Source organism: Saprospira grandis str. Lewin (genome assembly GCF_000250635.1).
In the GTDB taxonomy this organism is placed as follows: Bacteria; Bacteroidota; Bacteroidia; order Chitinophagales; family Saprospiraceae; genus Saprospira; species Saprospira grandis.
In genome coordinates this window covers 333624-354610 of sequence record NC_016940.1, presented here as the reverse complement: position 1 = coordinate 354610, position 20987 = coordinate 333624, and the positions used below count along the sequence as shown (strand labels likewise).

Sequence of the window (20987 nt, the reverse complement as noted above, 5' to 3'; positions counted from 1 at the left end):
GTTTGATTCGGAGCAGCAAAAACACTTCTCTGTTTTTGCTGCTTTTTTAGCCTCTTTAAGCCCCTATTTCCAATTAACTATGCGAACTATATACCTTTTTTTGTTCTGTCTTTGTTTGTCGACCTATAGCTACGCCCAAGATGGAGCGCTAAAAGCCCCCCGCAGCGAAAGTCGCTCGACTAAAGAATACAATGGCTATCCCGATCTTGTTATTTTGAAAAACGGCAGCGAACTGCGCTGCAAGATTATCAATTATGGGGAGAACGGAAATATTCGAGTAGAGATTGAAGGAGGGACCAAACTGGTTTATCCTTTAAGCGAAGTGGATCGGATTGAACGGCCCTCTCTTGTTGCCAATGACCGAGGAGTAGAAAATCGTAGAGATAGTAGCTACACAGAACGCAGCTACTTTTTTCTAAATATGGGCCTGCCTGGAAGCATTACAGAGACAGGTTCGCCTGATGTAGGCATCTTTATGCAGTTTTCTGGAGGTTGGGCCAAAAACCCTAACTTGATGTTTGGCGCTGGCCTGTCTATGCTGCGGATGTCTAATGGCTTTATGCCCTCTAGCCATATTCCTCTTTTTGCAGAAATCCGTGGAGATTTTAAGACTAATCGTCCCTGGGCCTTTACTTACAATTTGGCTGTAGGCTATAATGTGGCTTTGCTAGACACTAGCGCCACTTCTGCAGGTTGGTGGAACGATAGCCGGAGAATGCTTGGCGCCAAAGGAGGGCTTTATGCCCGCCCCGAGCTAGGTATCCGCTTTGCGGGCAAAAGACATATTCGCTGGCATATGGGCTTTGGCTACCAATTTATTCAGGCCGCTTATGAGATGGAAATTAACAATAGCCTTATTGCTACTGAGCAATGGCTGATCCGTCCCCACCTTTCTGTAGGTATATTGTTTTAATGAAAGAAAACCCCAAGGGCTAAAAGCTGTTATGCTTTTGGTCCTTTTTGCGTCTAGAAAGGCGCGAAGCGCCTTGGCTGAGGGATGGAAACTGGGGCGGCGAAGCCGCAGACCCAAGTTTTTGAAGCGAAGCGAAAAAACTGCAGGGCCGAGCAGACCTGCGAGCCAGTGCACAGCCCGACCCGAAGGGGCAGCCCCAAAAAAAACTTAAAACTATAGCTAATGAAACTCCCCTTAGTCCTCCTATTTTGCTGCCTGCAAATGGCCAGCCTGATGGCCCAAAAATACACGATTAGCGGCCAAATTCAAGATGCTAACTCTGGTGAAGACCTGATTTCGGCCACCGTTTATGCCTCGCAGGCCAATGCCGGGGTGGTGAGCAATGTCTACGGATTTTATTCCCTGAGCCTGCCGGCTGGCGAATACGAAATCCGAGTAAATTATACGGGCTATACCGAAAAACGCATTTTGCTAAATTTACAAGCCGATACGACCATCAATTTTTCGCTCTCTAATGAAGAGGGAATTACCCTCGATTCGGCCGTAGTGGTGACCGATGTCCGCGGCGATGCCAATGTGAATAATACGCAGATGGGGACAATTGACCTGCCCATGGAGCAGATCAAAAAGTTGCCGGTATTGATGGGCGAGGTCGATATTTTAAAGACGATTCAGCTTTTACCAGGCGTTTTGGCCGCTGGAGAAGGCAATACGGGCTTTTATGTGCGTGGGGGAGGAGTGGACCAAAATCTGCTTTTGCTCGATGAGGCGGTGGTCTATAATGCCGGACATTTACTAGGCTTTTTCTCGGTCTTCAATGGCGACGCAATCAAAAATACTACCCTGATTAAGGGCGGAATGCCAGCTAATTATGGCGGGCGACTTTCTTCGGTCATCGATATCCAAATGAAAGATGGCAATAAGCAAAATTTTGGGGCCGAGGGCGGTATTGGTTTGGTGGCTTCTCGCCTGACTTTTGAGGGCCCAATTGTAAAAAATAAAGGCTCTTTTTTGGTCTCTGGCCGCCGAACTTACCTCTTTGATTTGGCCCAACCTTTTCTCAAAGGCAGCCCATTTGAAGGGACCAATTACTATTTTTACGACCTGAATTTAAAGGCCAATTATCGACTTTCGCCCAGAGACCGCATTTATCTTAGCGGCTATTTTGGTCGAGATGTCCTGAAATTGAATAATCCCGACCGAGACCTAGAGTTTGGCCTCAATTGGGGAAATGCCACTTCTACCGTTCGCTGGAACCACCTTTTTGGCGATAAACTCTTTATGAATGCCAGCTTTATCTTTAATGATTATGATTTTAGCAGCGGCGGAAGACAGGACCAATTTTCCTTTTCTGTCAATTCGGGGATCCGCGACTGGGGCGGAAAATTGAGCTTTGATTATTATCCCAACCCCAAGCATCATATCAAGTTTGGCGGCGATTATACCCACCACCAATTTACGCCCAATATTGCCGAGGCCGTTTCTGGCGAGGAGGCCTTTGATATTGCGCCCCCTATTAAGTATGCTCAAGAAGCAGGACTTTATATTCTGGACGATTGGAAAATCTCTAATCGCCTTTCCCTCAATGCAGGCCTGCGCTTTTCACTTTTTCAGCAGTTGGGTCCCTATACTTCTAGCCTAGATAGTACGGTTTATGGCCGCTTCGAGCCGGTCAAAACCTTTTATGGACCAGAACCCCGAATTAGTGGGAAATACAGTCTCACAGAACGCTCTTCTATCAAAGCGGGCATCAATATCGGCCGCCAATATGTGCATCTGGTGGCCAATTCGGCCACTACCTTACCCACCGATTTATGGGTACCCTCTGGCGAATTGGTCCAACCGCAATGGGGCATCCAATATGCCCTGGGCTATTTCCAAAACTTTAAAGAAAATACCTATGAGTTTTCGGTAGAGGCCTATTATAAGGATCTCCGACAGCAGCTCGATTATGCCGAAAACTATACGCCTACAATCGATCAAGTTGTAGAAGAACAATTTATTTCTGGCAAAGGCCAAGCTTATGGCCTAGAGCTGTTTTTGCGCAAGCAAAAAGGCGATTTTACGGGCTGGATCGCCTATACTTTGGCTCGCTCTACCCGCGACTTTGAAGGCATTTTGGGCAATCAATACCCCTCTCGCTTCGACCGCCTACACGATTTGTCTATTGTCGGTAGCTATGATTATAAACGCTGGAACTTCGGTGCTAGCTTCATTTTTGGCTCCGGCAGCCCCTATACGCCCATCAAAAGCATTTACCTGATTGGCAGCGACCCTGTCCTAGAATACGGCCTGCGCAATTCGGCCCGCCTGCCCGCCTACCATCGCCTCGATCTCTCGGCCTCTTTCCGCCTCAACAAAAAGAAGGAAAAACGCTTTAGTTCTACCCTCGTTTTCTCGATCTATAATGTCTACAACCGCAAAAATGTATTTTTCACTTACACCCTGCCGGAGGAAAATGCGGACTCTGGCAATTTAGAACTCAAATCTTATAAAGTCTCCCTCTTTCCCATCATTCCTTCCATCAGTTGGAATTTCAAATGGAGACAAAAGTAGCTGTTTTGGGGCCCGCGGCCGCCCTGATTATTGGGGCGGCCGCCGCTATGCTGCGGGGCTCACAGGCCTGTTCGGCCCTTCGTCGCTTCGCTCCTCGGTCTGGCCTACGGCCACCCCTCCGCAGCGCTGGGCCATTGGCCCTTCGGGCCCTGGGGGCTTCGCCCCCAGCCAAACAACAAAGCCCGCTGGCCTTCAGGCCAGCGGGCTTTTCCTTAATTTGGACCAAAATTACTGCCCCAGCAGGGCTTTGGCCTCTTCCTCTTGTTTTTTGGCCCAAATCTTCTGAAACTTCTGGACCAACTCCTTTACCCCCAAATCTCTTTGGTGCAATTTTCTATGATAAGTCTGAATAATAATCCCTACGGCATACTCTGGATGAGGAACCCCCATCTTCCTAAAATAATCAGACAAACGAGAGCCCTCCATCAATTGCCAACGGTGCTTCATCCAAAGCCCTAGGCTGCCATGGGTGCGAGCATCTACTTCCTCATCAGATAAACTCATAAAATACTCTTTAAAGTCATCTTCCATGGCCCCATCCAATACCCGAAAGCAATCATAAAGGTCTCTGGGGATATAAATCCCATTGATTTCTCTTTGGGTAATCCGCTGCTGATAAAGCGAATCCATCCGCTTTTCAATAGGTCCCACCTGCCGACGAATATACATCCGCTTTTCTGCCCCACTACTATCAGAGGCTGTTTCTATTTGACCCCAACTTAGGGGCAGAAAGAAAAGCGAGAAGATCAAAAACATAAATGGACGCATACTAGAATCTTGTTTTAGTAGAATAGAAATACAGGATAAGCTCAGCCTGTTACAGAATAGTGCCAAAAATCTAAAGAGGTTAGGAATAAAGACAGAAAAAAAGAAAAAAAATTTGGACCAAGGCTTTATTCCCCCATTTTAAATTTGCTAATTTAAACACCCTATCTGCCTCATTTTCTGAAGCCTAGACCAAAATCTCAGCCCCATTTTAGCGCTTAGCTTTGTTTTGATGTGACGACTGTCACCAATAAAGTATCAAGCATGCTTTAATTTTAGGTTAAGAAAAGCAAGAAGTACAGCCACTTTTTGCTCTCTTCACCCTCAAAAATAAAGATAAAATGGGATTTTTCGATTTTTTGTTCAAACCACAAGAACTCCCTCAGGAAGTCAAGGACGCCATTGAAAAAGGTTGCCCTATCGTTGATGTACGTACCCCTATGGAGTATGGCATGGGCCATATCGAAGGGAGCATCAATATGCCCTTGGGCAATTTGGCCGACTTTCAAGCAAAATTAAAACAACTTCCCGGTCCAATCATTACCTGTTGCCGCTCCGGAAACCGCTCCGGCCAAGCTGCTAACCAACTCAATGCTTGGGGCATCAAGGCCGTTAATGGCGGCGCCTGGACCAGTTTGAATAAACAACTCTAAATCTGTACAATGAAATATCTATCGCTTTTTGTAGCCGCTCTTATTTTTGTCTCTTGCAATGCCCAAGAAGCCCAAAAAGTACAAGAGCTCGATAAAAAAGAAGCCGCTAGCCCTGCTGCTACGCAACTAGCTAAAAATATCTCTGCTGCCGACTTTAAAGCCGCAGTAGAAGCCGCTGGCCCAGAGGTCCAATTAGTGGATGTTCGCACCCCCGGAGAATGGGCCCAAGGTACCCTCAAAGGAGCCGATAAAATCAATTGGAATGACTCGGCCTTTGATCAAAATATTGAAGGCCTAGACAAAACAAAAGCCGTTTATGTCTATTGCCGCTCTGGCGCTCGTTCTGGCCGTGCTGTGGCCCGCATGAAAAGCCTAGGATTCACAGAAGTCTATAACCTCAATGGAGGAATTATGGCTTGGCAAAGAGCAGGCTATGAAGTGGTCAAATAAATGGCCCTTCATGCGCATCCTCCGCCTAACTATGGCGATCTTCTTCCTAATAGATGTCTACTATAGTCATAGCCCCTGGATGCTAATTTTAGGCCTATTCCTTCTTTATCAAGGCGTTTTTCATAAACCCTGCCTAGGCAGTTGCCAACTGCCTTACTCTCCCAAAAACAATCACCTAAAAGAATCATAAGTTATGAGCAAATTTCAAGAAATCATTAGTGGCGACACCCCCGTACTCGTAGATTTCTACGCAGTCTGGTGCGGCCCCTGCAAAATGATGCCCCCCATCCTCAAAGAGGTAAAAGATAAAATGGGCGATGCGGTCCGCATTATCAAAATTGATGTAGATAAAAACCAAAAATTATCTGCCCAATATGGTATCCGCTCTATCCCCACAATCATGCTGTTCAAAAATGGCCAAGCACTCTGGCAACAGGCTGGTGTTGCATCAGCAGACCAACTACAAAAAGTAATTAAGACCCACAGCTAGGCCTTATATTATTTGTACTGACTATTCACCAATGATTGCCTGCTCTGCTTAGAGGAACGCCCAGTTTAACCGAGTCAGACAGTCAGCAACTATCCAATATATTATGAAACATTATCAGGTACTCGTCATCGGTGGAGGAACAGCCGGAATTATGGTTTCTTCCCAACTCAAAAAAGAAAATGCTAGCCTTTCTATCGGCTTAGTAGAACCCGCAAAAACACACTATTACCAACCCGCATGGACCCTAGTCGGTGCCAATACTTATAATTATGAGGATACCGCCCGCCCTATGGCTAGCCTTATCCCCGCTGGCGTAGATTGGATCCAAGATTATGCCACGGGCTTCGATCCCGATAATAATAAACTCCACTGTAAAGAAGGTGATTATACCTATGACTACCTCGTGGTCGCTCCCGGTATCAAAATCGACTGCTCTTTGGTGGAAGGCCTCTCTGAAGCAATCGATAAAGGGGTAGTTTGTAGCAATTATACCGACCCCAAACATACCTGGAAGGTCCTCCAAAACTTTAAAGGCGGTACAGCTCTCTTTACGCAGCCCACTACGCCCATTAAGTGCGGTGGCGCTCCCCAAAAAATTATGTACCTAGCTGCCGACCACTTTAAAAAGGCTGGCCTGAAGGATAAAACAGATATCGTTTTTGCCTCTCCTGGCTCTAAGATCTTTGGCGTGAAACCTATCGCCGAAACCCTGATGAAGGTAGTGGACCGCAACGATATTCATCTCCGTTTTGGGCACCGTTTGGTTAAGGTAGATGGCCCCAACCAAATCGCTTGGTTCGAAATGGCCGACCATAAAAGCCTTTATAATGAAAACTCTAATGCCAAAATTGAAGAAAAAGACGGCCTAGTGGGTATTCATTATGATATGATGCACCTAGCACCACCCCAAACCGCTCCCGATTTTGTCAAAAATTCTGTTTTGGCCTCCGAGGCAGGTTGGGTGGATGTGAATATCGAAACAATGCAACATGTCAAGTTTCCCAATGTCTTTAGCCTAGGTGATGTGGCCCAATTGCCCACCGCCAAAACAGGGGCCGCTATACGCAAACAAGCCCCTATCGTGGTAGAAAGTATTCTCCGCCTCATGAAAGGCCAAGATATTAGCGCCAAACGATACAATGGCTACTCTTCTTGCCCCCTCGTTACCGGCTACGGAAAAATGGCCCTAGCCGAATTCGATTATAAAAATAACTTTATTCCCGATCCCAAACTCAAGCAAATGCTTGTCTTTAATTCGGCTAAGGAACACTGGCGTCTCTGGATGCTCAAGAAGTATATGCTTCCCTATTTGTACTGGAATTACATGATGAAAGGGAAACAAGTTTAGGCGTTCCTCTTTTATCCATTCGCCTCTGTTTCCTCTTGCTGAATCATAGAAGAATTTAAGGATGGATGGTGTAATTGTCAGGATAGAAAGTCAGTAACTACGGTTGCTGGCTTTCGTTTTTTTTAGACCAAGCTTTATCGCTACCTTAGCCCAGAACTACAAGATTGTAGCTGAAAATCCCTAATAGCAAACTTCGCCATGTATCAATACTTTTCTGTCGCTATCCTAATCTTAGCCCTTTCTTGCACCAACTCCCAGCCCAAAAAACAGATCGAAATAGCAGGGCCTAAAGAAGAAATTAAAACAGAATTTCACCCAATTCTCGACTCCGCAAATGTTCGAGGCGCTATTTTAATCTATGAGCTGCAAACAAATACCTACTACTCCAATGAGTATCACTGGGCCCAATCAGGACGCCTACCCGCCTCTACCTTCAAAATACCTCACTCCATCATTGGGCTAGAAACCGCCCTGCTCAAAGATGATAGTACAATCTTCTATTGGGACCAAAAACCAAGGACCTTCGCTAGCTGGGAACAAGACCTTAGCCTCAAAAAGGCCTTTCACTACTCTTGCGTCCCTTGCTACCAAGAATTAGCCAGAAAAATTGGCGCCAAAAGAATGAAGAAACATCTCGCTAAACTGAATTTTGGCGAGATGCAGGTAGACTCATCAAATATTGACCTATTCTGGCTAGAAGGGAACTCCAAAATTAGCCAGTTTGATCAAATCGATTTTCTGAAAAGGTTCTACCAAGACCAATTGCCCATTAGGGCCCGCACCAAAGAAATCATGAGCCGAATGATGATTATTACCCAAGAAGAGGATTATATTCTAAGAGGAAAAACAGGCTGGGCAAGCCGAGATGGAGACCATAATGGCTGGTTTGTCGGCTACCTCGAAAGCAAAGATAAAACCTACTTTTTTGCCACGAATATCGTCCCAAAAGAAGGCCTAGAACTCGATAAGTTTACCGCAGCCAGAAAAGAAGTCACCTTAAAAGCTATCGATTTGTTATTATAATAAGTATCCTTTTTTGGGGCTGCCCACTCGCTGCGCTCGGGTCGGGCTGTATCGCAGCTCGCTGTTCGCTCGGCCCTGCAGCGCTTCGCGCTTTGGTCTGGCCCTTCGGGCCACTGCTGCCCATCCCTCAGCCGGCTCGCTACGCTCGCCTCTACATCCAGAATTTGGACCAAAAAAAGCAGAGGAAGATCTTCCTCTGCTTTTCTCATTTAGCCTTTCTCAAAAATGAGGCAACGCCACTTTTCTCGAGCTTTCTGCTCCAATAAACGGAGCCCTTGGCCCTTTTCTATAATTAAGGGAATATCTTCCTCCAAAAAGCCAGAGCAAATCAATTGCCCGCCAGGCTTTAAGGCCGCCACCATATCCAACATAGAAGATAAAATTACATTGCGATTGATGTTGGCCAAAATTAAATCATAATCTGTTTCGCCTTCCAATAATTCGCTTCCCCCCTGGGCCAAACGCAAAGGGGCCTCTGGGCAGTTGTTGGCCACATTCTCCAGCGAGTTTTCATAGGCCCAAGGATCAAAATCAAAGGCAAAAATATCTTTGGCCCCCAAATAGGCCGCCATGATGGCCAAAACGGCTGTCCCACAACCAAAATCCATGACCTTTTTGCCTTTTAGGTCCAAGGGACGCATGGCCTGCAAAACCATATAAGTAGTGGCATGATGCCCAGTACCAAAAGACATTTTGGGCGTAATGACAATCTCATGCTCAATATGTTTTGCCGCAGGTGCATGAAAATTGGCCCGAATAAGACAGAAGTCATCTACTTCAACGGGTTGATAATCCGACTCCCACTGGGCATTCCAGTTGGTAGGCGCAATTTCTGTAATTTGGGCCTCTGGCCATTTGGGCGCCAATTGGGCCAAAAAGCTTTTTAGCTGCTCATCTAGGGCAGACTGAGGCAAAAAGGCCGTTAGGGCCTCTTCCTCTTGCTGAAAACCCTCAAAGGGAAAATCGGCCAAAAGCGCAATTAACTGCTCTTGTTGGTCTTCTTCAGCTACTGAAAAGGAAAAAGAAAGGTAAGTTTGCATAAGTTTTTTATATGTTTGTAGGCCCAGCAAAATATCATAAATTGGAATGGCCCCGCTCTCGAGCGGGCGAAGCCCGAACGGCCTAGCGATGTGTAGGGGGGCGGCGAAGCCGCAGACCAAGCTGCTTTTGAGGCGAAGCCCAAAAGCAGCGAAGGGCCGAGCAGACCTGCGAGCCCCGAAACGTAGCGCCCCGAGCCCCTAAGGGCGAGGGGAGGCCCCAAGATAAAAAAAGAGTAATTTGGGCCCTTATTGGCCTGCAAAAATACACTTTAATTTTTCATTTAAGCCCCTTTACATGAAAATAGAACAGGAGGATCAGTCTTATCAGGCAGAAAAAGCCTATCCCTTGCCCTCTGTGATTGAGGACCTCAATAAATGGCCCATCAATCAATTGTATCGAGATAAAAAAGCGTTTATGGACCAGCTGGTGGCCTTTACGCAAGACCGCTTGATTGCCCAGAAAAAAGGGGGAGAGTTGGCCCAGAAAATTGCTGCCGTAGTCTATAAAGAACGACAACGAATTTTAGAAAACCCTTGGAAAGTAGACCCCCCAGATGAACTCGATTTTTGGGGCGATATCCGCCGAAAATTGGTTAAGGGGGCCAAACTGGAAGGGGCCGAGGCCCAAGCGCATCATGAGCAACTTTCTGAGCGAATTTTGAGACGTTACACAGAAGAAATTACGGGCAATTTTAAGATTTCTACCTATAAATTGGCCCGAATTCTTCTGCCCATGCTCTTCAACTCTATCCTTAATACCATGACGATCCGCAAGGCCGATTTGCGCAAAAAATTGCGGATTTCTGGGCATGTGGAAGAGCTGCGCTCTTTGGTCGATAAGGGAACGGTGGTCTTTGTGCCCACGCACTTTTCTAATCTAGATTCTATTCTGATTGGATGGGCCGCCGATAGAATCGGTATGTTGGCCTTTTCTTATGGGGCAGGGCTCAATCTGTTCAACAATAAAATTATGTCCTATTTCTTTAGCCGACTGGGGGCCTATACCCTAGACCGGCGAAAGAAAAATCCTTTTTACCTAGAAAGCCTGAAGTCCTTTTCTCAACTTTCTATTGAAAGAGGGGTGCACTCGCTCTTTTTTCCGGGCGGTACCCGCTCTAGAAATGGTGCCCTAGAAGAGCGCCTGAAGTTGGGCCTGCTCGGTACGGCCATTGATGCCCAAGGAGCGGTTTTGGAAAGAGGCGAAAAAAATAAGGTTTACATTGTACCTGTGGTCCTCAATTACCACTTTGTGCTAGAGGCTAAAAGCCTAATCGAACAGCATCTGAAGTATACGGGTAAGGAACTCTATATCCCTGAAGGTAGCGGATTTAGCGCTATGGGTATTCTGAAGTATCTACGGCAATTTGTCTATAATAGCTCCGAGATTTTGGTCAATTTTGGGCAACCCATGGACGTTATGGGCAACTTTGTAGATGAAGAGGGACGTAGCCTAGACCCCCAAGGCCGAGAAGTGGACCTTAAAGATTATTATACTTCTGCGGGGCAACTTTGCTATGATCGCCAACGCAATGAGGTCTATACCGAGCGCCTAGCCGATAAAATTGTTGAACGCTTTAGGGTGGAAAATGTGGTTCTCTCTAGCCATCTTTTGGCTTTTACGGCCTTCAATATTATTAAAGCAAGACAAAAAGAACAAGATTTATACGGTATCTTGCGTTTGCCAAAAGAAGAACGCCGAATTAGCCAAGCCCTGCTCTTTGATAACTTGAAGCTGCTCCGAACTGCCCTAAAAGAGCTAGAGGCCAAGGGAGAACTCAAACTATCAGAGATGTTGGCCAAAAATAGCCTAGAAGAATTGGTGGCCGATGGCCTGCAAAATATTGGCGCATTTCATGTCAATAAGCCTCTTTTTTGGAACAAAAAAGAGAATTGCTATGAAAGTGAAGACCTCAATTTGCTATATTATTATCATAACCGCATGAAGGCCTATGGCCTGCACCGATTGATTAAAATTTAAAACCCTAAAGATGTATTACCGTCTCCTATGGCTGCCCCTAGCCCTGCTGCTCTTTAGTTGCGGCCCCAATGTATCTCCAGAAGAAGAGGCCGCCTGGCAAACTGCCGAAAAAGCCAATAGCTTAGCCGCCCTCGATAGCTTTGTTAGCCAATATCCCGAGCATAGCTTTAAAGAGCAGCTGGCCAACAAAAAAGAACGCCTGCTCTTTGCACAGGCCCAAATGGAAAACCGCGTCTATTTTTATAAAAAATACTTGGCCGACTTTCCAGAAGGAAAACGAAAAGCCGAAGCCCAAGAAGCCCTCGCAAATATTCAAAAAAGTATTAAATTACCCTCCAAGGACATCTTAACCGCTAAGCCTTTTGTGGGTAAAGTAGAGTATGAACATGCCGCCGATAAGGAAATTCTCTCCATGAAGTTTGTCGAACTCAACGAAACCGATGGAAGCTTCCTGGCTGATGTGCACCTCTCTAACGATATCCGCTGCCAAATTACTGGCCGCATCGAACAACAAGCTCCCTATACCATCATGTTCCTCGAGCAAGTGGGAGAACAACAGGATTTTGTCCTCGACCTATCGCCAGCCCTGCCTTATCTGAAAAATGGCGAGCTGATTATCGAGTCAGTAGACCCCAAACAGTACTGGCGACTCAAGTAAAACCATCTATTATCATCACTTTCTAATGAAGTAGCTTTTTTATGCGCACCACCTACCTTTTTAGCTTTTTATTGCTCGCTAGCTTCCTTTTTTCAGCTTGCAATAATTATAAGTCAGAATATGAACAGTTGCTAGACGAAAATGCAGCTATTCAACAAAAACTCAATGCCATGAGCGAGGAGGACCGCCTAATTCGTGGCGAATACTCCGAAACAATCGAAACGCTTAACGCTATTGAGGATACTCTCCGTGCTATCGAAACCCGCGATAAGGAAATTCAGAAGCTGAGCCAAAGTAAGGAGATGTCTGGCGATATTTCTCAACGCCAAACGATTATCGCCCGCCTCCAAGCACTCAAAGATGCCAATGAGAAGTCTAATGGCCAAGCCCGCCAAATGCAGGCCCGCCTCAATAGCTTCCGCATCGAAAATGAACAGCTCCGCAAAATGATCTCTCAGGCCGAAACAAAGGTGATGGCCAAAGAGAAGGAACTAGAAGAGGCCCAAGGCGTAATCGATGGCCTACGTACCGCCCTCTCTAAAATGGAGTCGCAGCTGCTCGAAAGCGAAGGCAACCTGGCCGAAGCCTATGAGGAACTCAAAACTAAAAATGAAGACCTCGAAAGCACGAACCGCCAACTCACCACGACTATCGAGGAGCTTAACCGCAAAAATGTCTTTATCGATGAGCAAGCTAAGGGCTATGTGGCCTGCGGAAGTAAGAAAACCCTCCGCCGAAAAGGCATCCTTAGCCGCTTTAGCATGAAGCTGACCAAGCAGTACCAGTCTGCCGTCCGCGCCAATAGCTCGAGCATCAATTATTTTGAGAGCAACCAAATCGAATGTGGCACCGAAGGCGAGATTATTGCCGTGCTTCCCGCCCGCCCCGAAAGCTCTTATACCATCAATGGCAACCGCCTAGAGGTCAATAATGCCGAGGAGTTCTGGAAAACCGACAAAATCGTTGTGATTGTCAAAAAATAAGAGGATTTCTCTCTAATATAAAGGTCTAGTTCTGTAAGGAGCTAGGCCTTTTTCTGTTTTGGGGCGTTACTCCCGTTGGTCGTCGAACTGCGGCTTGCAGCCTTGTTGTCGCCTCGCTACGCTCGTCGGCGCTACCTTCCGCAGCTCGCTGTTACTTGCTTCGCTGCGTCGGCTCCCGTTGGTCGGGTCGCTCGGCCCTTCGCAAAAAACAAGTTTTCGCTCGGTCTGGCCTGACGGCCACTGCTTCACATCGGTTACTCCCTTTGGTCGTCGAAGACGCCCTAAAGGGCTTGTTGTGGCCTGCGGCCCTTCGGGCCTGTAAAACTGTAAAATTAAGCCTCTTGAGGGGATTTGTAATTCTCAGATTGCTTCTTGTCAGCTACAAGGTCCACTTTTTTATTGCGAATAGCTTCTTGTCAGCCGCATGGACCACTTTGTTGTTAAGAATAGGTTCTTGTCAGCTACAAGGCCCACTTTTTTATTGCGAACAGCTTCTTGTCAGTCACAAGGAAGTCTTTTCATGAGCTTATAGTTCTTCGCCACAATATTTACAGTAAATCGCATCTTGAGCATGGCCCTCTTTTAGGCAAGCTTTGCAAACCTGGGTGCTAGGGGCGGCGCCTTTTTCTTGTTGGATGATTTCGGCTGTAACCATGCCCGTAGGGACCGCGATCACGCCATAGCCCAAAATCATAATGAGGGCGGCCACAAATTGGCCCAAAGGAGTGGCCGGAGCAATATCGCCATAACCCACGGTAGTGAGGGTGACAATGGCCCAGTAAATACTGCGGGGAATAGAGGTGAAACCAGAGTCAGCCTGCCCCTCAATTAGGTACATCAGGCTGCCCAAAACCACCACCAATAAACTAATAAAGCTGAGAAAAACGGTAATTTTGGCCCTAGAGCGGTAGAGCGCGCCCAAGAGGAGATTGCCCTCATTGAGAAAGCCCCCCAGCTTGAAAATCCGAAAAATACGGATGAGCCGCAGCGCACGAACTGTCAATAAGCCCCCAGAAATAGGGAAAAACAGGCCCAAATAAGTCGGAAGAATAGACAACAAATCAATAATGCCAAAAAAGCTAAAGACATAGCGCCTAGCCTGATAAACCGCCATAATCCGCAAGATATACTCTAGGCTAAAGAAAATAGTAAAGACCCATTCTAGGACATAAAATAGGGTTCCGTAGTCCTTTTGGTACTCCTGTACACTCTCTAGAGAAACCGCCAAAACACTACAAAAGATGGCGATGAGCAGCAAGACATCAAAGGTTTTTCCGGCCAAGGTATCGGCCTCAAAGATAATCACATGCAGCCGTTCTCGCCAAGCTGCCCAATTTTTGGGGCGCTCTGTTCTCTTCATTTTAATTTTTGTTGCGTAGTTTTGAGCCCCCTTTTGTCAAACATATTCAGATGGGGGGCGTTTGCCTGAAGATAGCAAAAGCCAGTCATCTAAAAAAGCGTTCATTTTATGGAACTGAATAAACAAAAAATTATCGAGGCACTCCGAGAGGTCAAGGACCCCAAATCGGGGGAGGACATTATCTCGGCTCGAATGGTGGAGCAGCTTGAAACTGATGAGCAGAATGTTAGTTTTAGCCTACTTTTGCCCGCCAATATGGATAGTGGGACCAAAAACAGCCTCAACTTTGCCTGTATAGCAGCCGTCAATTCGGTTTTTCCAGAGGCCGAGGTGCATATACATGTAAAAACAACGGTGGTCCAAACGGCCCCAACTTCTATTGTGCCCCAGATTAAGAATATTATTGCCGTAGCTTCTGGAAAAGGGGGCGTAGGGAAGAGCACTGTATCACTCAATTTAGCTTTAGGCCTAAAGGCCCTTGGTGCTAGAGTAGGCATTATGGATGCGGATGTTTATGGTCCTTCTTTGCCGACCATGCTAGGCTTGCAAAAGCAGCGCCCTAGAATTAAGGATGTGGATGGACAGCCTAAAATTGTCCCCATTGAGAAATATGGAATTCCCTCTATTTCTATGGGCTATATTATTGAGCCCGAACAGGCGGTGGTGCTTCGTGGACCTCGTTTGGCGGGCATCATTAAGCAGTTTTTTCAAGATTGCCTATGGCCCGAGCTCGATTATTTGATTATTGATTTGCCTCCAGGCACCGGAGATGTGCAACTCACTTTGGTCCAAACGGTAGCCGTAACCGGGGCCGTGATGGTCACTACCCCCCAAGAGGTCTCTTTGGCCGATGCAGTCAAGGGCATGAATATGTTCCGTCTACCCAATGTGAATGTTCCCATTTTGGGCGTAGTGGAAAATATGGCTTGGTTTACGCCAGCCGAACTGCCCAACAATAAATACTACATCTTTGGACAAGGAGGCGGCAAGCAATTGGCCAAAGAATCGAATAGCGTACTTTTGGGCCAAATTCCCTTGGTGCAGGCTATTCGGGAGGGGGGCGACAATGGCTTGCCCGCCATTCTAAATGAAGACCCTATTACTAAAGAAGCCTTTATGAATGTGGCCCGTCAGACCTTGCGGCAGGTAGCCATTAGAAATGAGGCGATGCCGCCCACTTCTATGGTGAATGTTCAGTCATAGCCGTTGGTCCAATTGGCCCCGCAGGGGCCAATTCGGCTGAGGGATGGACAGCAGTGGCCCGAAGGGCCAGACCCAGCCGCCGCAGGCGGCGCAGGGCCGAGCGAGCAGCGAGCTGCGATACAGCCCGACCCGCCCGCAGGGCGGGGCAGCCCCCAAATAAAATTAGAAATAACTCAACCTTTATATGAAAGCCTTTATTTTTCCGGGCCAAGGCGCCCAATTTGCAGGCATGGGCGAGGAGCTTTACCAAAGTTCTGAGCAGGCCCAAGCCCTTTTTGCTCAAGCCAATGAGATTCTTGGATTTGATATTACGGAAGTCATGCGCAAGGGTAGCGAAGAGGATTTGCTACAGACCAAAATTACGCAGCCAGCGGTATTTTTGCATGCCATCATCACCTATTTGACCAAGGTAGAAGAGGCGGATCGTCCCCAAGCGGTGGCGGGTCACTCTTTGGGCGAGTTTACGGCCCTTGTTGCCTGTGGCGCACTCTCTTTTGAAGAGGCCCTTAAGTTGGTTTCTGAGCGGGCTTTGGCTATGCAAGCGGCTTGTGAAGCGGTAGAGGGAACCATGGCGGCCATTATGAGCCGTGACATCGAATTGGTGGAGAAGATCTGCGCAGAAGTGGAAGAAGTGGTGGTGCCAGCCAACTACAATAACCCCGGCCAATTGGTGATTTCGGGTTCTGTAGAAGGGGTGGCCAAAGCCTCTGAAGCATTGAAGGAAGCGGGGGCCAAGGTGATTCCCCTCAAGGTAGGTGGGGCTTTCCACTCTCCCTTGATGAAAATGGCCCAAGATCGTTTGCAGGCGGCTATTGAGAAAACGCAGTTTAATGCGCCCTTCTGTCCCATTTACCAAAATGTGACAGCTAGTCCGAGCCAAGATCCAGAAGTCATCAAGCAGAATTTGATTCAGCAATTGACGGGGGCGGTGCGCTGGCAGCAATCGGTAGAGAAAATGATTGCGGACGGTATGCAGGAGTTTACCGAGGTAGGTGGCCGTGGCCGCATTTTGTTGGGTATGCTTCGCAAAATTGACCGTAGCGTAGGCATGGAAATGCTCAAGTAATTGCGCATTTTGGACCGATAAAAAAGGCCAGCTCTGAAAAGAGCTGGCCTTTTTGCTTTATTCATAAATTTCGATCCATTCTTCCTTCCATTCGAAGGTAATGTTATTGCCGAGGGCCAGAATGTCTTGCAGGCCATCTTCTTGGAGTAGCTTAAAGTATTCCTTAGAATTAAAGGCCACTCGACGTAGGTTTTTGGGCGCCTTATCGAGTAGTAGATAATTGGCATCTACCCAATTATTGCCTTGGCGGTAGAGGGCACGGCCAGAGCGGTTGACAATAGCCGAGGCATTATCTTGAGCCAAGTCTTTATTGTTTAGTTCGGCTCTTTCTTGCTCCATTTCGGCCATGTTTTGGGCCTGATTCATCTTTTTGAACCGTCTAGAAGCACGGACGGAGGCCGTTCCAGAGCTCTCTTTGAGTCCTTGGGCGGCATCTCTCTGCAGCTGATCGTCTAGTTCTTCCTGAAAAACCTGAGGGGCTCGTCTAGGAATAGGACGAATACCTGGATTTGTCGCAATCGGTTGGTCCTCCACAATCAAATAGCTGGTGTAGGGGGTAATAATGCCGTGCTTTTTGGCTAGGCGGATGACCTCTTGTTTGAGCTCTTCTTGTTCGCCATTAAAGCGGATTTGGTCCAAGAGATAGCCTACGGCTCTAAGGGCCCAGAGGTCGGGAATAAAGCTGTGTTCCTCCTGCTTTTTCTTGAAATCCAGTTGGAACTCAAAGGTTTTTTCCTCCCCATTGACCAAAGCTTTGAGTTGGAGCTTAGCGGGTCCCTCTCCCTTGTAGCGGCCCATAATATTGAGGCTTTCGCCACGGAAGAGGTCCTCGGTTTTGCGGGGATAGAGTTGTTCTACTTTTACATTTTTATCAAAGACCAATTCGATATTGCTGAGGACGGGAGAGGCGGCCTTGAGGTAGAAGTTAGAGAGTTTGAGTTCTAAATCTTCATCTTCTAGGGCATAATCGCGGTAGCCTTTAGACATCTCGGTCATTTGGTCCAATAATTTAGTATTGATATCGCTACCAATGCCAAAGGTAAAAATGCGCACCTGGTCTTTTTGGTAGCCCGCCAATTTATCTAAAAGAGCTTGGGGCTCAATTTCGCCAATAGTGGGTTTGCCATCGGTCATGAAGATGACAAAAAATGGACGTTTGGCCTTTTTTTCTTTGCGGTCGAGGGCCATTTGCAGGGCTTCTTCGATATTGGTGCCGCCAATGGCCCGCAGCTCGTCAATATATTCTTTGGCCTCTTCTCGGTTGGTTTTGCTATTGCTTTTGAGCTGCCCAAAAAGGCTTTGGGCCTCGGTAGAATAGGGGATCAGCTCAAAGCGATCTTCTGGTCCCAGATTATCGACGCAGAATTTTAGGGCTTTTTGGGCTTGCTCCATTTTTTTGCCTGACATAGAGCCCGATTTGTCAAAAACAAAGACGACATCCTTGGCCATCACGGCTTTGGGATCGGTCCAGCCCGGACTCAAATTGAGGAAAAAATAGCCATCTTCTTTGCCCTTTTGGTATTGCAATAAAGAGCTGCTAATGGCCTTATCTTCGGCTCGCCAATAGAGCTCAAAATCTCGATCGGGCCGTACATTTTTTTGCTCAAAACCTACGCTAGCCGCCTTTTCGCCTTTGCGGATGAGCTCAATTTCATGGCTAGGACTATAGACATTTTTGATCGCTTGCTGGTTTTTGAGTTTTAATCGCAGGCTGATGTTTTGGATGGGTTTGGCCGAAAATTTAGCGCTATTCATGGGCAGTCTATAGCTCAAACCGCCATCATCTTTTTTGAGTGCCTGATGGTAAGTCAGTTCAATTTTTTGCTCGGAGCGGGGCTCAATCGGGAAAATTCGGACCTTAAATAGTTCTTGATTATAATATTCGAGCAGGGCGGGATCTTTGGCCTGCCGCACAATTTGCTCATAAATTTGCTTGGCCTTTTTGGCATCTAGTAGCTCGGCCTCCTGCATTTTTCCGTTCACCGTCATGGCAAATCGCTGAATCACGACCTCCTTGGGCACAGGAAACAAAAAATAAGCTTCTAAGCGGCTGTTTGTTGGGTTATAAAAGCTTTGTTTAATGGAAGTAGAGGCCATAAAATCGCTAACTTCTACTTCGACCTGCGTGCTGCGGTTTTCTAGTGGAAACAAAACTTGTCGGCCATTGCCACTACCGTCGGGCATTACAATCAGAAAGCCGCTGGCCCAAATAGGGAGACTGAGGAGCAGCAGACAAAAAGACATCAATAATTTCATAAGGATAGCAGTTAAGTGAATTGAATCTATACCTTATAAGATGCAATTATGGCCATTTTGGCGCAGCGCAGAACGATTTTAAGATTGTTTTTTTGGGGCTGCCCACTCGCTGCGCTCGGGTCGGGCCATTGCGCAGCTCGCAAGTCTGCTCGGCCCTGCGGCGGCTTTGCCGCCTGGGTCTGCCGCCTTCGGCGGCCCTGCTACAGCCCCTCAGCCTGCGGGCCTTCGGCCCTGCTAGACGCATATGTCCCGTCCTGAAAAACTGATACAGAATTTAAAGCAATAAAATTCTGATTAAATACGGGTGAAAAGTTATTCTGGAAGATTTTGACCTCCTTCAAAAAGGTCAAAAAATCTTACGGAAATAACTTGTTGTCAATTTAACAACTCTGGCTTAAGATGATCTTGGGCTAGAGTTGTTTTCTTTTTATAGCTCTTATATTCGAGCTCTTGTTGTTGGTGCATTTCAGCAGGCGGCATAAATTGACAAGACCAATGTGGCCGCGCTTGGTTGTAAATATCAATACTTTGAGCCACTATTTTCTTCATCGCATCTAGCCCTAAATGGAAAAAATCTGCAATAAACTCTTGCTTTAATATTCCATTTATTCGCTCTGCTACGGCATTTGCATAAGGGTCATAAGACTCAGTCATATAACAACTTATGCCTAACTCTTTGAGTACTTGCTGATAATCATTTGAGCATTACTGAATGCCCCGATCAGAATGATGAATCAGCTCTTCGTTAGGATATAAACGACGCTTTGCAGCCTGTTTTAAGGCTCGAATAGAGCCAATACTGCTCAAGCTGTCAGAGACATCATATCCCATTATTTGCTTAGAATAAGCGTCTGTGACCAAGGCTAAATACATTGGATTTTCTCTCGTTCCAATGTAAGTAATATCTGAAACCCCAGACTTGCTCTGGCCGATAAATTTTCAAATCAGCTATCTTGTTCTTATGCTTTCTGTAGTGGTGGAAGGAATTTGTCGTTGTATGATAGTTCTTTCGAGGTCGAACTAGCAGATTGTTGGCCCGCAAAATAGTAAAAAACTTATCTCGGCCTACTCGCAGAGCCTTCAACTCAGATTGAAGTAAATGGTACAATTTGCGGCCTCCTAAGCGAGGCATTTTGTTCCGTACTTCTTGAACTAAGGCAACTACTTTTTCTGCCAAACCCTGATTAGATCTATGTTTCGCCTTCGATCTATAGTACTGCTGACGATTTATCCCGACCAATCGACATAAGCCACTTAAGCTTATTTTTTCTTCTTTTTGGAATTTATCAACTGTTCGGGTAAAGACTTTTTTCTGATTGGAATTTCAAACTCTTCTTCCGCTATATCTATCATCATATCAAAAAACAAGGCCTTCTTATCTGCCTGATTTAGCTCCTTTTCCAAGCGACGATTTTTCTTCTCTAAAAGCTTCAATTGCTGACGCAACTCCATCAATTCTTGTTCTGGACTCTTCTTCATACTTCTTAATTTATAGCTTTTATCGTATTGGCCATGTTTCTCGATCCATGTCCGAATTGTACTGTCTCCTTGTATCCCATACTTCCGTTGAGCCGCCCTTAATCCAATCTCGCCATTTTCTACTTCCGACACAACTTGGAGCTTAAAAGCTAAGGTATAATCTTTTTGCGTCCGCTTAACATACTGACCTTCTTTATTTTCCATCTATCTTCTGTTTTTGTTGTATCAGTATATCAGGACAAGACAATAGGGCCAAAAAAAAAGAGAGCCAGAGCTCTCTTTTTTTTTTCTTTCTCTCGGCTTAAAAATTAAGGCCATCGGCAATTTTAGCGACTCGGCGGGCGTGGCGCCCACCCTCAAAGTCGGCAGATAAAAAGCTATCTAGAATATTTTTGGCCGCCTCTAGCTCAATAAAGCGAGCGGGCAGGGCCAAAACATTGGCATCATTGTGTTGGCGGGCCAGACTAGCTAGCTCTGGCAACCAGCAAAGGGCCGCCCGAATATGTGGATATTTATTGGCGGTAATGGCCACCCCATTTCCGCTGCCGCAGACAATAATGCCCAGCTTAAAGTCACCTTCTTCCATGGCTTGGGCCATGGGGTGAATATAGTCGGGATAATCTACAGAATCACTAGCATTTGGACCAAAATCTTTTACGCTATAGCCTTTTTCAATCAGAACCGCCTTGAGGGCTTCTTTATAATCAAATCCGGCATGGTCGCCTGCCAGGGCAATAGTACTGCTTAGCATGGGATATATTTTTTT

Annotated in this window: 21 protein-coding genes; 13 read left to right on the top strand and 8 right to left on the bottom strand. The window is 46.5% G+C overall.

Annotated features, from left to right (window positions below; translation table 11 throughout):
* The first annotated feature begins 79 nt into the window (after positions 1-79).
* Positions 80-913 carry a hypothetical protein gene (locus SGRA_RS01565; RefSeq protein WP_148268241.1) on the top strand — a complete coding sequence of 278 codons (834 nt, stop codon included), beginning with the start codon at positions 80-82 and terminating at the stop codon, positions 911-913.
* Between the two features lie 222 nt (positions 914-1135).
* Positions 1136-3469 carry a TonB-dependent receptor gene (locus tag SGRA_RS01560; RefSeq protein WP_014373353.1) on the top strand — a complete coding sequence of 778 codons (2334 nt, stop codon included), beginning with the start codon at positions 1136-1138 and terminating at the stop codon, positions 3467-3469.
* A gap of 228 nt (positions 3470-3697) precedes the next feature.
* Here SGRA_RS01560 and SGRA_RS01550 read toward each other — a convergent pair whose 3' ends face one another.
* Complete coding sequence (locus SGRA_RS01550) at positions 3698-4237, bottom strand: DUF6794 domain-containing protein (RefSeq protein WP_041329435.1); 540 nt, start codon at positions 4235-4237, stop codon at positions 3698-3700.
* A 338-nt stretch (positions 4238-4575) separates the two neighbouring features.
* Between SGRA_RS01550 and SGRA_RS01545 the strand changes: the two genes are divergently transcribed.
* The 6 genes from SGRA_RS01545 (at position 4576) to blaOXA (ending at position 8198) form a co-directional block, all read left to right on the top strand.
* Positions 4576-4887, top strand: coding sequence for a rhodanese-like domain-containing protein (locus SGRA_RS01545; RefSeq protein ID WP_014373350.1), 312 nt, complete (start codon positions 4576-4578; stop codon positions 4885-4887).
* Between the two features lie 9 nt (positions 4888-4896).
* Positions 4897-5337 carry a rhodanese-like domain-containing protein gene (locus SGRA_RS01540; protein WP_014373349.1) on the top strand — a complete coding sequence of 147 codons (441 nt, stop codon included), beginning with the start codon at positions 4897-4899 and terminating at the stop codon, positions 5335-5337.
* Positions 5321-5527, top strand: a complete 207-nt coding sequence (locus tag SGRA_RS01535; protein ID WP_041329434.1) for a hypothetical protein — start codon at positions 5321-5323, stop codon at positions 5525-5527. The genes SGRA_RS01540 and SGRA_RS01535 overlap by 17 nt, the downstream gene beginning before the upstream one ends.
* 3 nt (positions 5528-5530) lie before the next feature.
* Positions 5531-5827, top strand: a complete 297-nt coding sequence (trxA, locus tag SGRA_RS01530; protein WP_014373347.1) for a thioredoxin — start codon at positions 5531-5533, stop codon at positions 5825-5827.
* A 103-nt stretch (positions 5828-5930) separates the two neighbouring features.
* Positions 5931-7175 carry an NAD(P)/FAD-dependent oxidoreductase gene (locus SGRA_RS01525; protein WP_014373346.1) on the top strand — a complete coding sequence of 415 codons (1245 nt, stop codon included), beginning with the start codon at positions 5931-5933 and terminating at the stop codon, positions 7173-7175.
* 198 nt (positions 7176-7373) lie between these two features.
* Positions 7374-8198, top strand: coding sequence for a class D beta-lactamase (gene blaOXA, locus SGRA_RS01520; RefSeq protein ID WP_014373345.1), 825 nt, complete (start codon positions 7374-7376; stop codon positions 8196-8198).
* A gap of 209 nt (positions 8199-8407) precedes the next feature.
* Here the strand turns inward: blaOXA and prmA are convergent, their stop codons facing one another.
* Positions 8408-9238: a 50S ribosomal protein L11 methyltransferase gene (prmA, locus tag SGRA_RS01515; RefSeq protein WP_014373344.1), complete on the bottom strand. Its 831-nt coding sequence runs from the start codon at positions 9236-9238 to the stop codon at positions 8408-8410.
* A 295-nt stretch (positions 9239-9533) separates the two neighbouring features.
* Between prmA and SGRA_RS01505 the strand changes: the two genes are divergently transcribed.
* From SGRA_RS01505 to SGRA_RS01495, 3 genes are read left to right on the top strand one after another with little or no spacing between them, the layout of a single operon-like run.
* Positions 9534-11216 (top strand): 1-acyl-sn-glycerol-3-phosphate acyltransferase, encoded by a 1683-nt coding sequence (locus tag SGRA_RS01505; RefSeq protein WP_050981152.1) that lies wholly within the window; start codon positions 9534-9536, stop codon positions 11214-11216.
* 10 nt (positions 11217-11226) lie between these two features.
* On the top strand, positions 11227-11874 hold the full coding sequence (locus SGRA_RS01500; protein WP_014373342.1) for a hypothetical protein: 648 nt from the start codon (positions 11227-11229) through the stop codon (positions 11872-11874).
* 41 nt (positions 11875-11915) lie between these two features.
* Complete coding sequence (locus SGRA_RS01495; RefSeq protein ID WP_014373341.1) at positions 11916-12857, top strand: hypothetical protein; 942 nt, start codon at positions 11916-11918, stop codon at positions 12855-12857.
* Between the two features lie 526 nt (positions 12858-13383).
* Here SGRA_RS01495 and SGRA_RS01490 read toward each other — a convergent pair.
* The gene (locus SGRA_RS01490; RefSeq protein ID WP_014373340.1) at positions 13384-14217 is read right to left on the bottom strand and encodes an ion transporter; all 834 of its coding nucleotides are present in this window, start codon (positions 14215-14217) and stop codon (positions 13384-13386) included.
* A gap of 108 nt (positions 14218-14325) precedes the next feature.
* Here SGRA_RS01490 and SGRA_RS01485 point away from each other — a divergent pair, with 108 nt between their 5' ends.
* Both SGRA_RS01485 and fabD read left to right on the top strand, forming a co-directional pair.
* Positions 14326-15420 (top strand): Mrp/NBP35 family ATP-binding protein, encoded by a 1095-nt coding sequence (locus SGRA_RS01485; protein WP_014373338.1) that lies wholly within the window; start codon positions 14326-14328, stop codon positions 15418-15420.
* A 184-nt stretch (positions 15421-15604) separates the two neighbouring features.
* Positions 15605-16486 (top strand): ACP S-malonyltransferase, encoded by an 882-nt coding sequence (fabD, locus tag SGRA_RS01480; RefSeq protein WP_014373337.1) that lies wholly within the window; start codon positions 15605-15607, stop codon positions 16484-16486.
* A 57-nt stretch (positions 16487-16543) separates the two neighbouring features.
* Here fabD and SGRA_RS01475 read toward each other — a convergent pair whose 3' ends face one another.
* The 5 genes from SGRA_RS01475 to rpiB all read right to left on the bottom strand — a co-directional run bounded on the left by SGRA_RS01475 (position 16544) and on the right by rpiB (position 20972).
* Positions 16544-18742, bottom strand: coding sequence for a VIT domain-containing protein (locus SGRA_RS01475; protein ID WP_245538613.1), 2199 nt, complete (start codon positions 18740-18742; stop codon positions 16544-16546).
* Between the two features lie 375 nt (positions 18743-19117).
* Positions 19118-19408: an integrase core domain-containing protein gene (locus tag SGRA_RS23920; RefSeq protein ID WP_281046525.1), complete on the bottom strand. Its 291-nt coding sequence runs from the start codon at positions 19406-19408 to the stop codon at positions 19118-19120.
* A 39-nt stretch (positions 19409-19447) separates the two neighbouring features.
* On the bottom strand, positions 19448-19645 hold the full coding sequence (locus SGRA_RS23915; RefSeq protein ID WP_342626603.1) for a DDE-type integrase/transposase/recombinase: 198 nt from the start codon (positions 19643-19645) through the stop codon (positions 19448-19450).
* 357 nt (positions 19646-20002) lie between these two features.
* Entirely contained in the window at positions 20003-20425 is a 423-nt protein-coding gene (locus SGRA_RS23910; RefSeq protein WP_014373333.1) for a transposase, read from the bottom strand.
* Between the two features lie 97 nt (positions 20426-20522).
* The gene (rpiB, locus tag SGRA_RS01460) at positions 20523-20972 is read right to left on the bottom strand and encodes a ribose 5-phosphate isomerase B (protein ID WP_014373331.1); all 450 of its coding nucleotides are present in this window, start codon (positions 20970-20972) and stop codon (positions 20523-20525) included.
* Positions 20973-20987 lie beyond the last annotated feature (15 nt).

Bases quoted from the DNA above. Each gene is read 5' to 3' on its own strand.
- SGRA_RS01565 (WP_148268241.1), top strand. From the start codon at position 80: ATGCGAACTATATACCTTTTTTTGTTCTGTCTTTGTTTGTCGACCTAT.
- SGRA_RS01560 (WP_014373353.1), top strand. From the start codon at position 1,136: ATGAAACTCCCCTTAGTCCTCCTATTTTGCTGCCTGCAAATGGCCAGC.
- SGRA_RS01550 (WP_041329435.1), bottom strand. From the start codon at position 4,237: ATGCGTCCATTTATGTTTTTGATCTTCTCGCTTTTCTTTCTGCCCCTA.
- SGRA_RS01545 (WP_014373350.1), top strand. From the start codon at position 4,576: ATGGGATTTTTCGATTTTTTGTTCAAACCACAAGAACTCCCTCAGGAA.
- SGRA_RS01540 (WP_014373349.1), top strand. From the start codon at position 4,897: ATGAAATATCTATCGCTTTTTGTAGCCGCTCTTATTTTTGTCTCTTGC.
- SGRA_RS01535 (WP_041329434.1), top strand. From the start codon at position 5,321: ATGAAGTGGTCAAATAAATGGCCCTTCATGCGCATCCTCCGCCTAACT.
- trxA (WP_014373347.1), top strand. From the start codon at position 5,531: ATGAGCAAATTTCAAGAAATCATTAGTGGCGACACCCCCGTACTCGTA.
- SGRA_RS01525 (WP_014373346.1), top strand. From the start codon at position 5,931: ATGAAACATTATCAGGTACTCGTCATCGGTGGAGGAACAGCCGGAATT.
- blaOXA (WP_014373345.1), top strand. From the start codon at position 7,374: ATGTATCAATACTTTTCTGTCGCTATCCTAATCTTAGCCCTTTCTTGC.
- prmA (WP_014373344.1), bottom strand. From the start codon at position 9,238: ATGCAAACTTACCTTTCTTTTTCCTTTTCAGTAGCTGAAGAAGACCAA.
- SGRA_RS01505 (WP_050981152.1), top strand. From the start codon at position 9,534: ATGAAAATAGAACAGGAGGATCAGTCTTATCAGGCAGAAAAAGCCTAT.
- SGRA_RS01500 (WP_014373342.1), top strand. From the start codon at position 11,227: ATGTATTACCGTCTCCTATGGCTGCCCCTAGCCCTGCTGCTCTTTAGT.
- SGRA_RS01495 (WP_014373341.1), top strand. From the start codon at position 11,916: ATGCGCACCACCTACCTTTTTAGCTTTTTATTGCTCGCTAGCTTCCTT.
- SGRA_RS01490 (WP_014373340.1), bottom strand. From the start codon at position 14,217: ATGAAGAGAACAGAGCGCCCCAAAAATTGGGCAGCTTGGCGAGAACGG.
- SGRA_RS01485 (WP_014373338.1), top strand. From the start codon at position 14,326: ATGGAACTGAATAAACAAAAAATTATCGAGGCACTCCGAGAGGTCAAG.
- fabD (WP_014373337.1), top strand. From the start codon at position 15,605: ATGAAAGCCTTTATTTTTCCGGGCCAAGGCGCCCAATTTGCAGGCATG.
- SGRA_RS01475 (WP_245538613.1), bottom strand. From the start codon at position 18,742: ATGAAATTATTGATGTCTTTTTGTCTGCTGCTCCTCAGTCTCCCTATT.
- SGRA_RS23910 (WP_014373333.1), bottom strand. From the start codon at position 20,425: ATGGAAAATAAAGAAGGTCAGTATGTTAAGCGGACGCAAAAAGATTAT.
- rpiB (WP_014373331.1), bottom strand. From the start codon at position 20,972: ATGCTAAGCAGTACTATTGCCCTGGCAGGCGACCATGCCGGATTTGAT.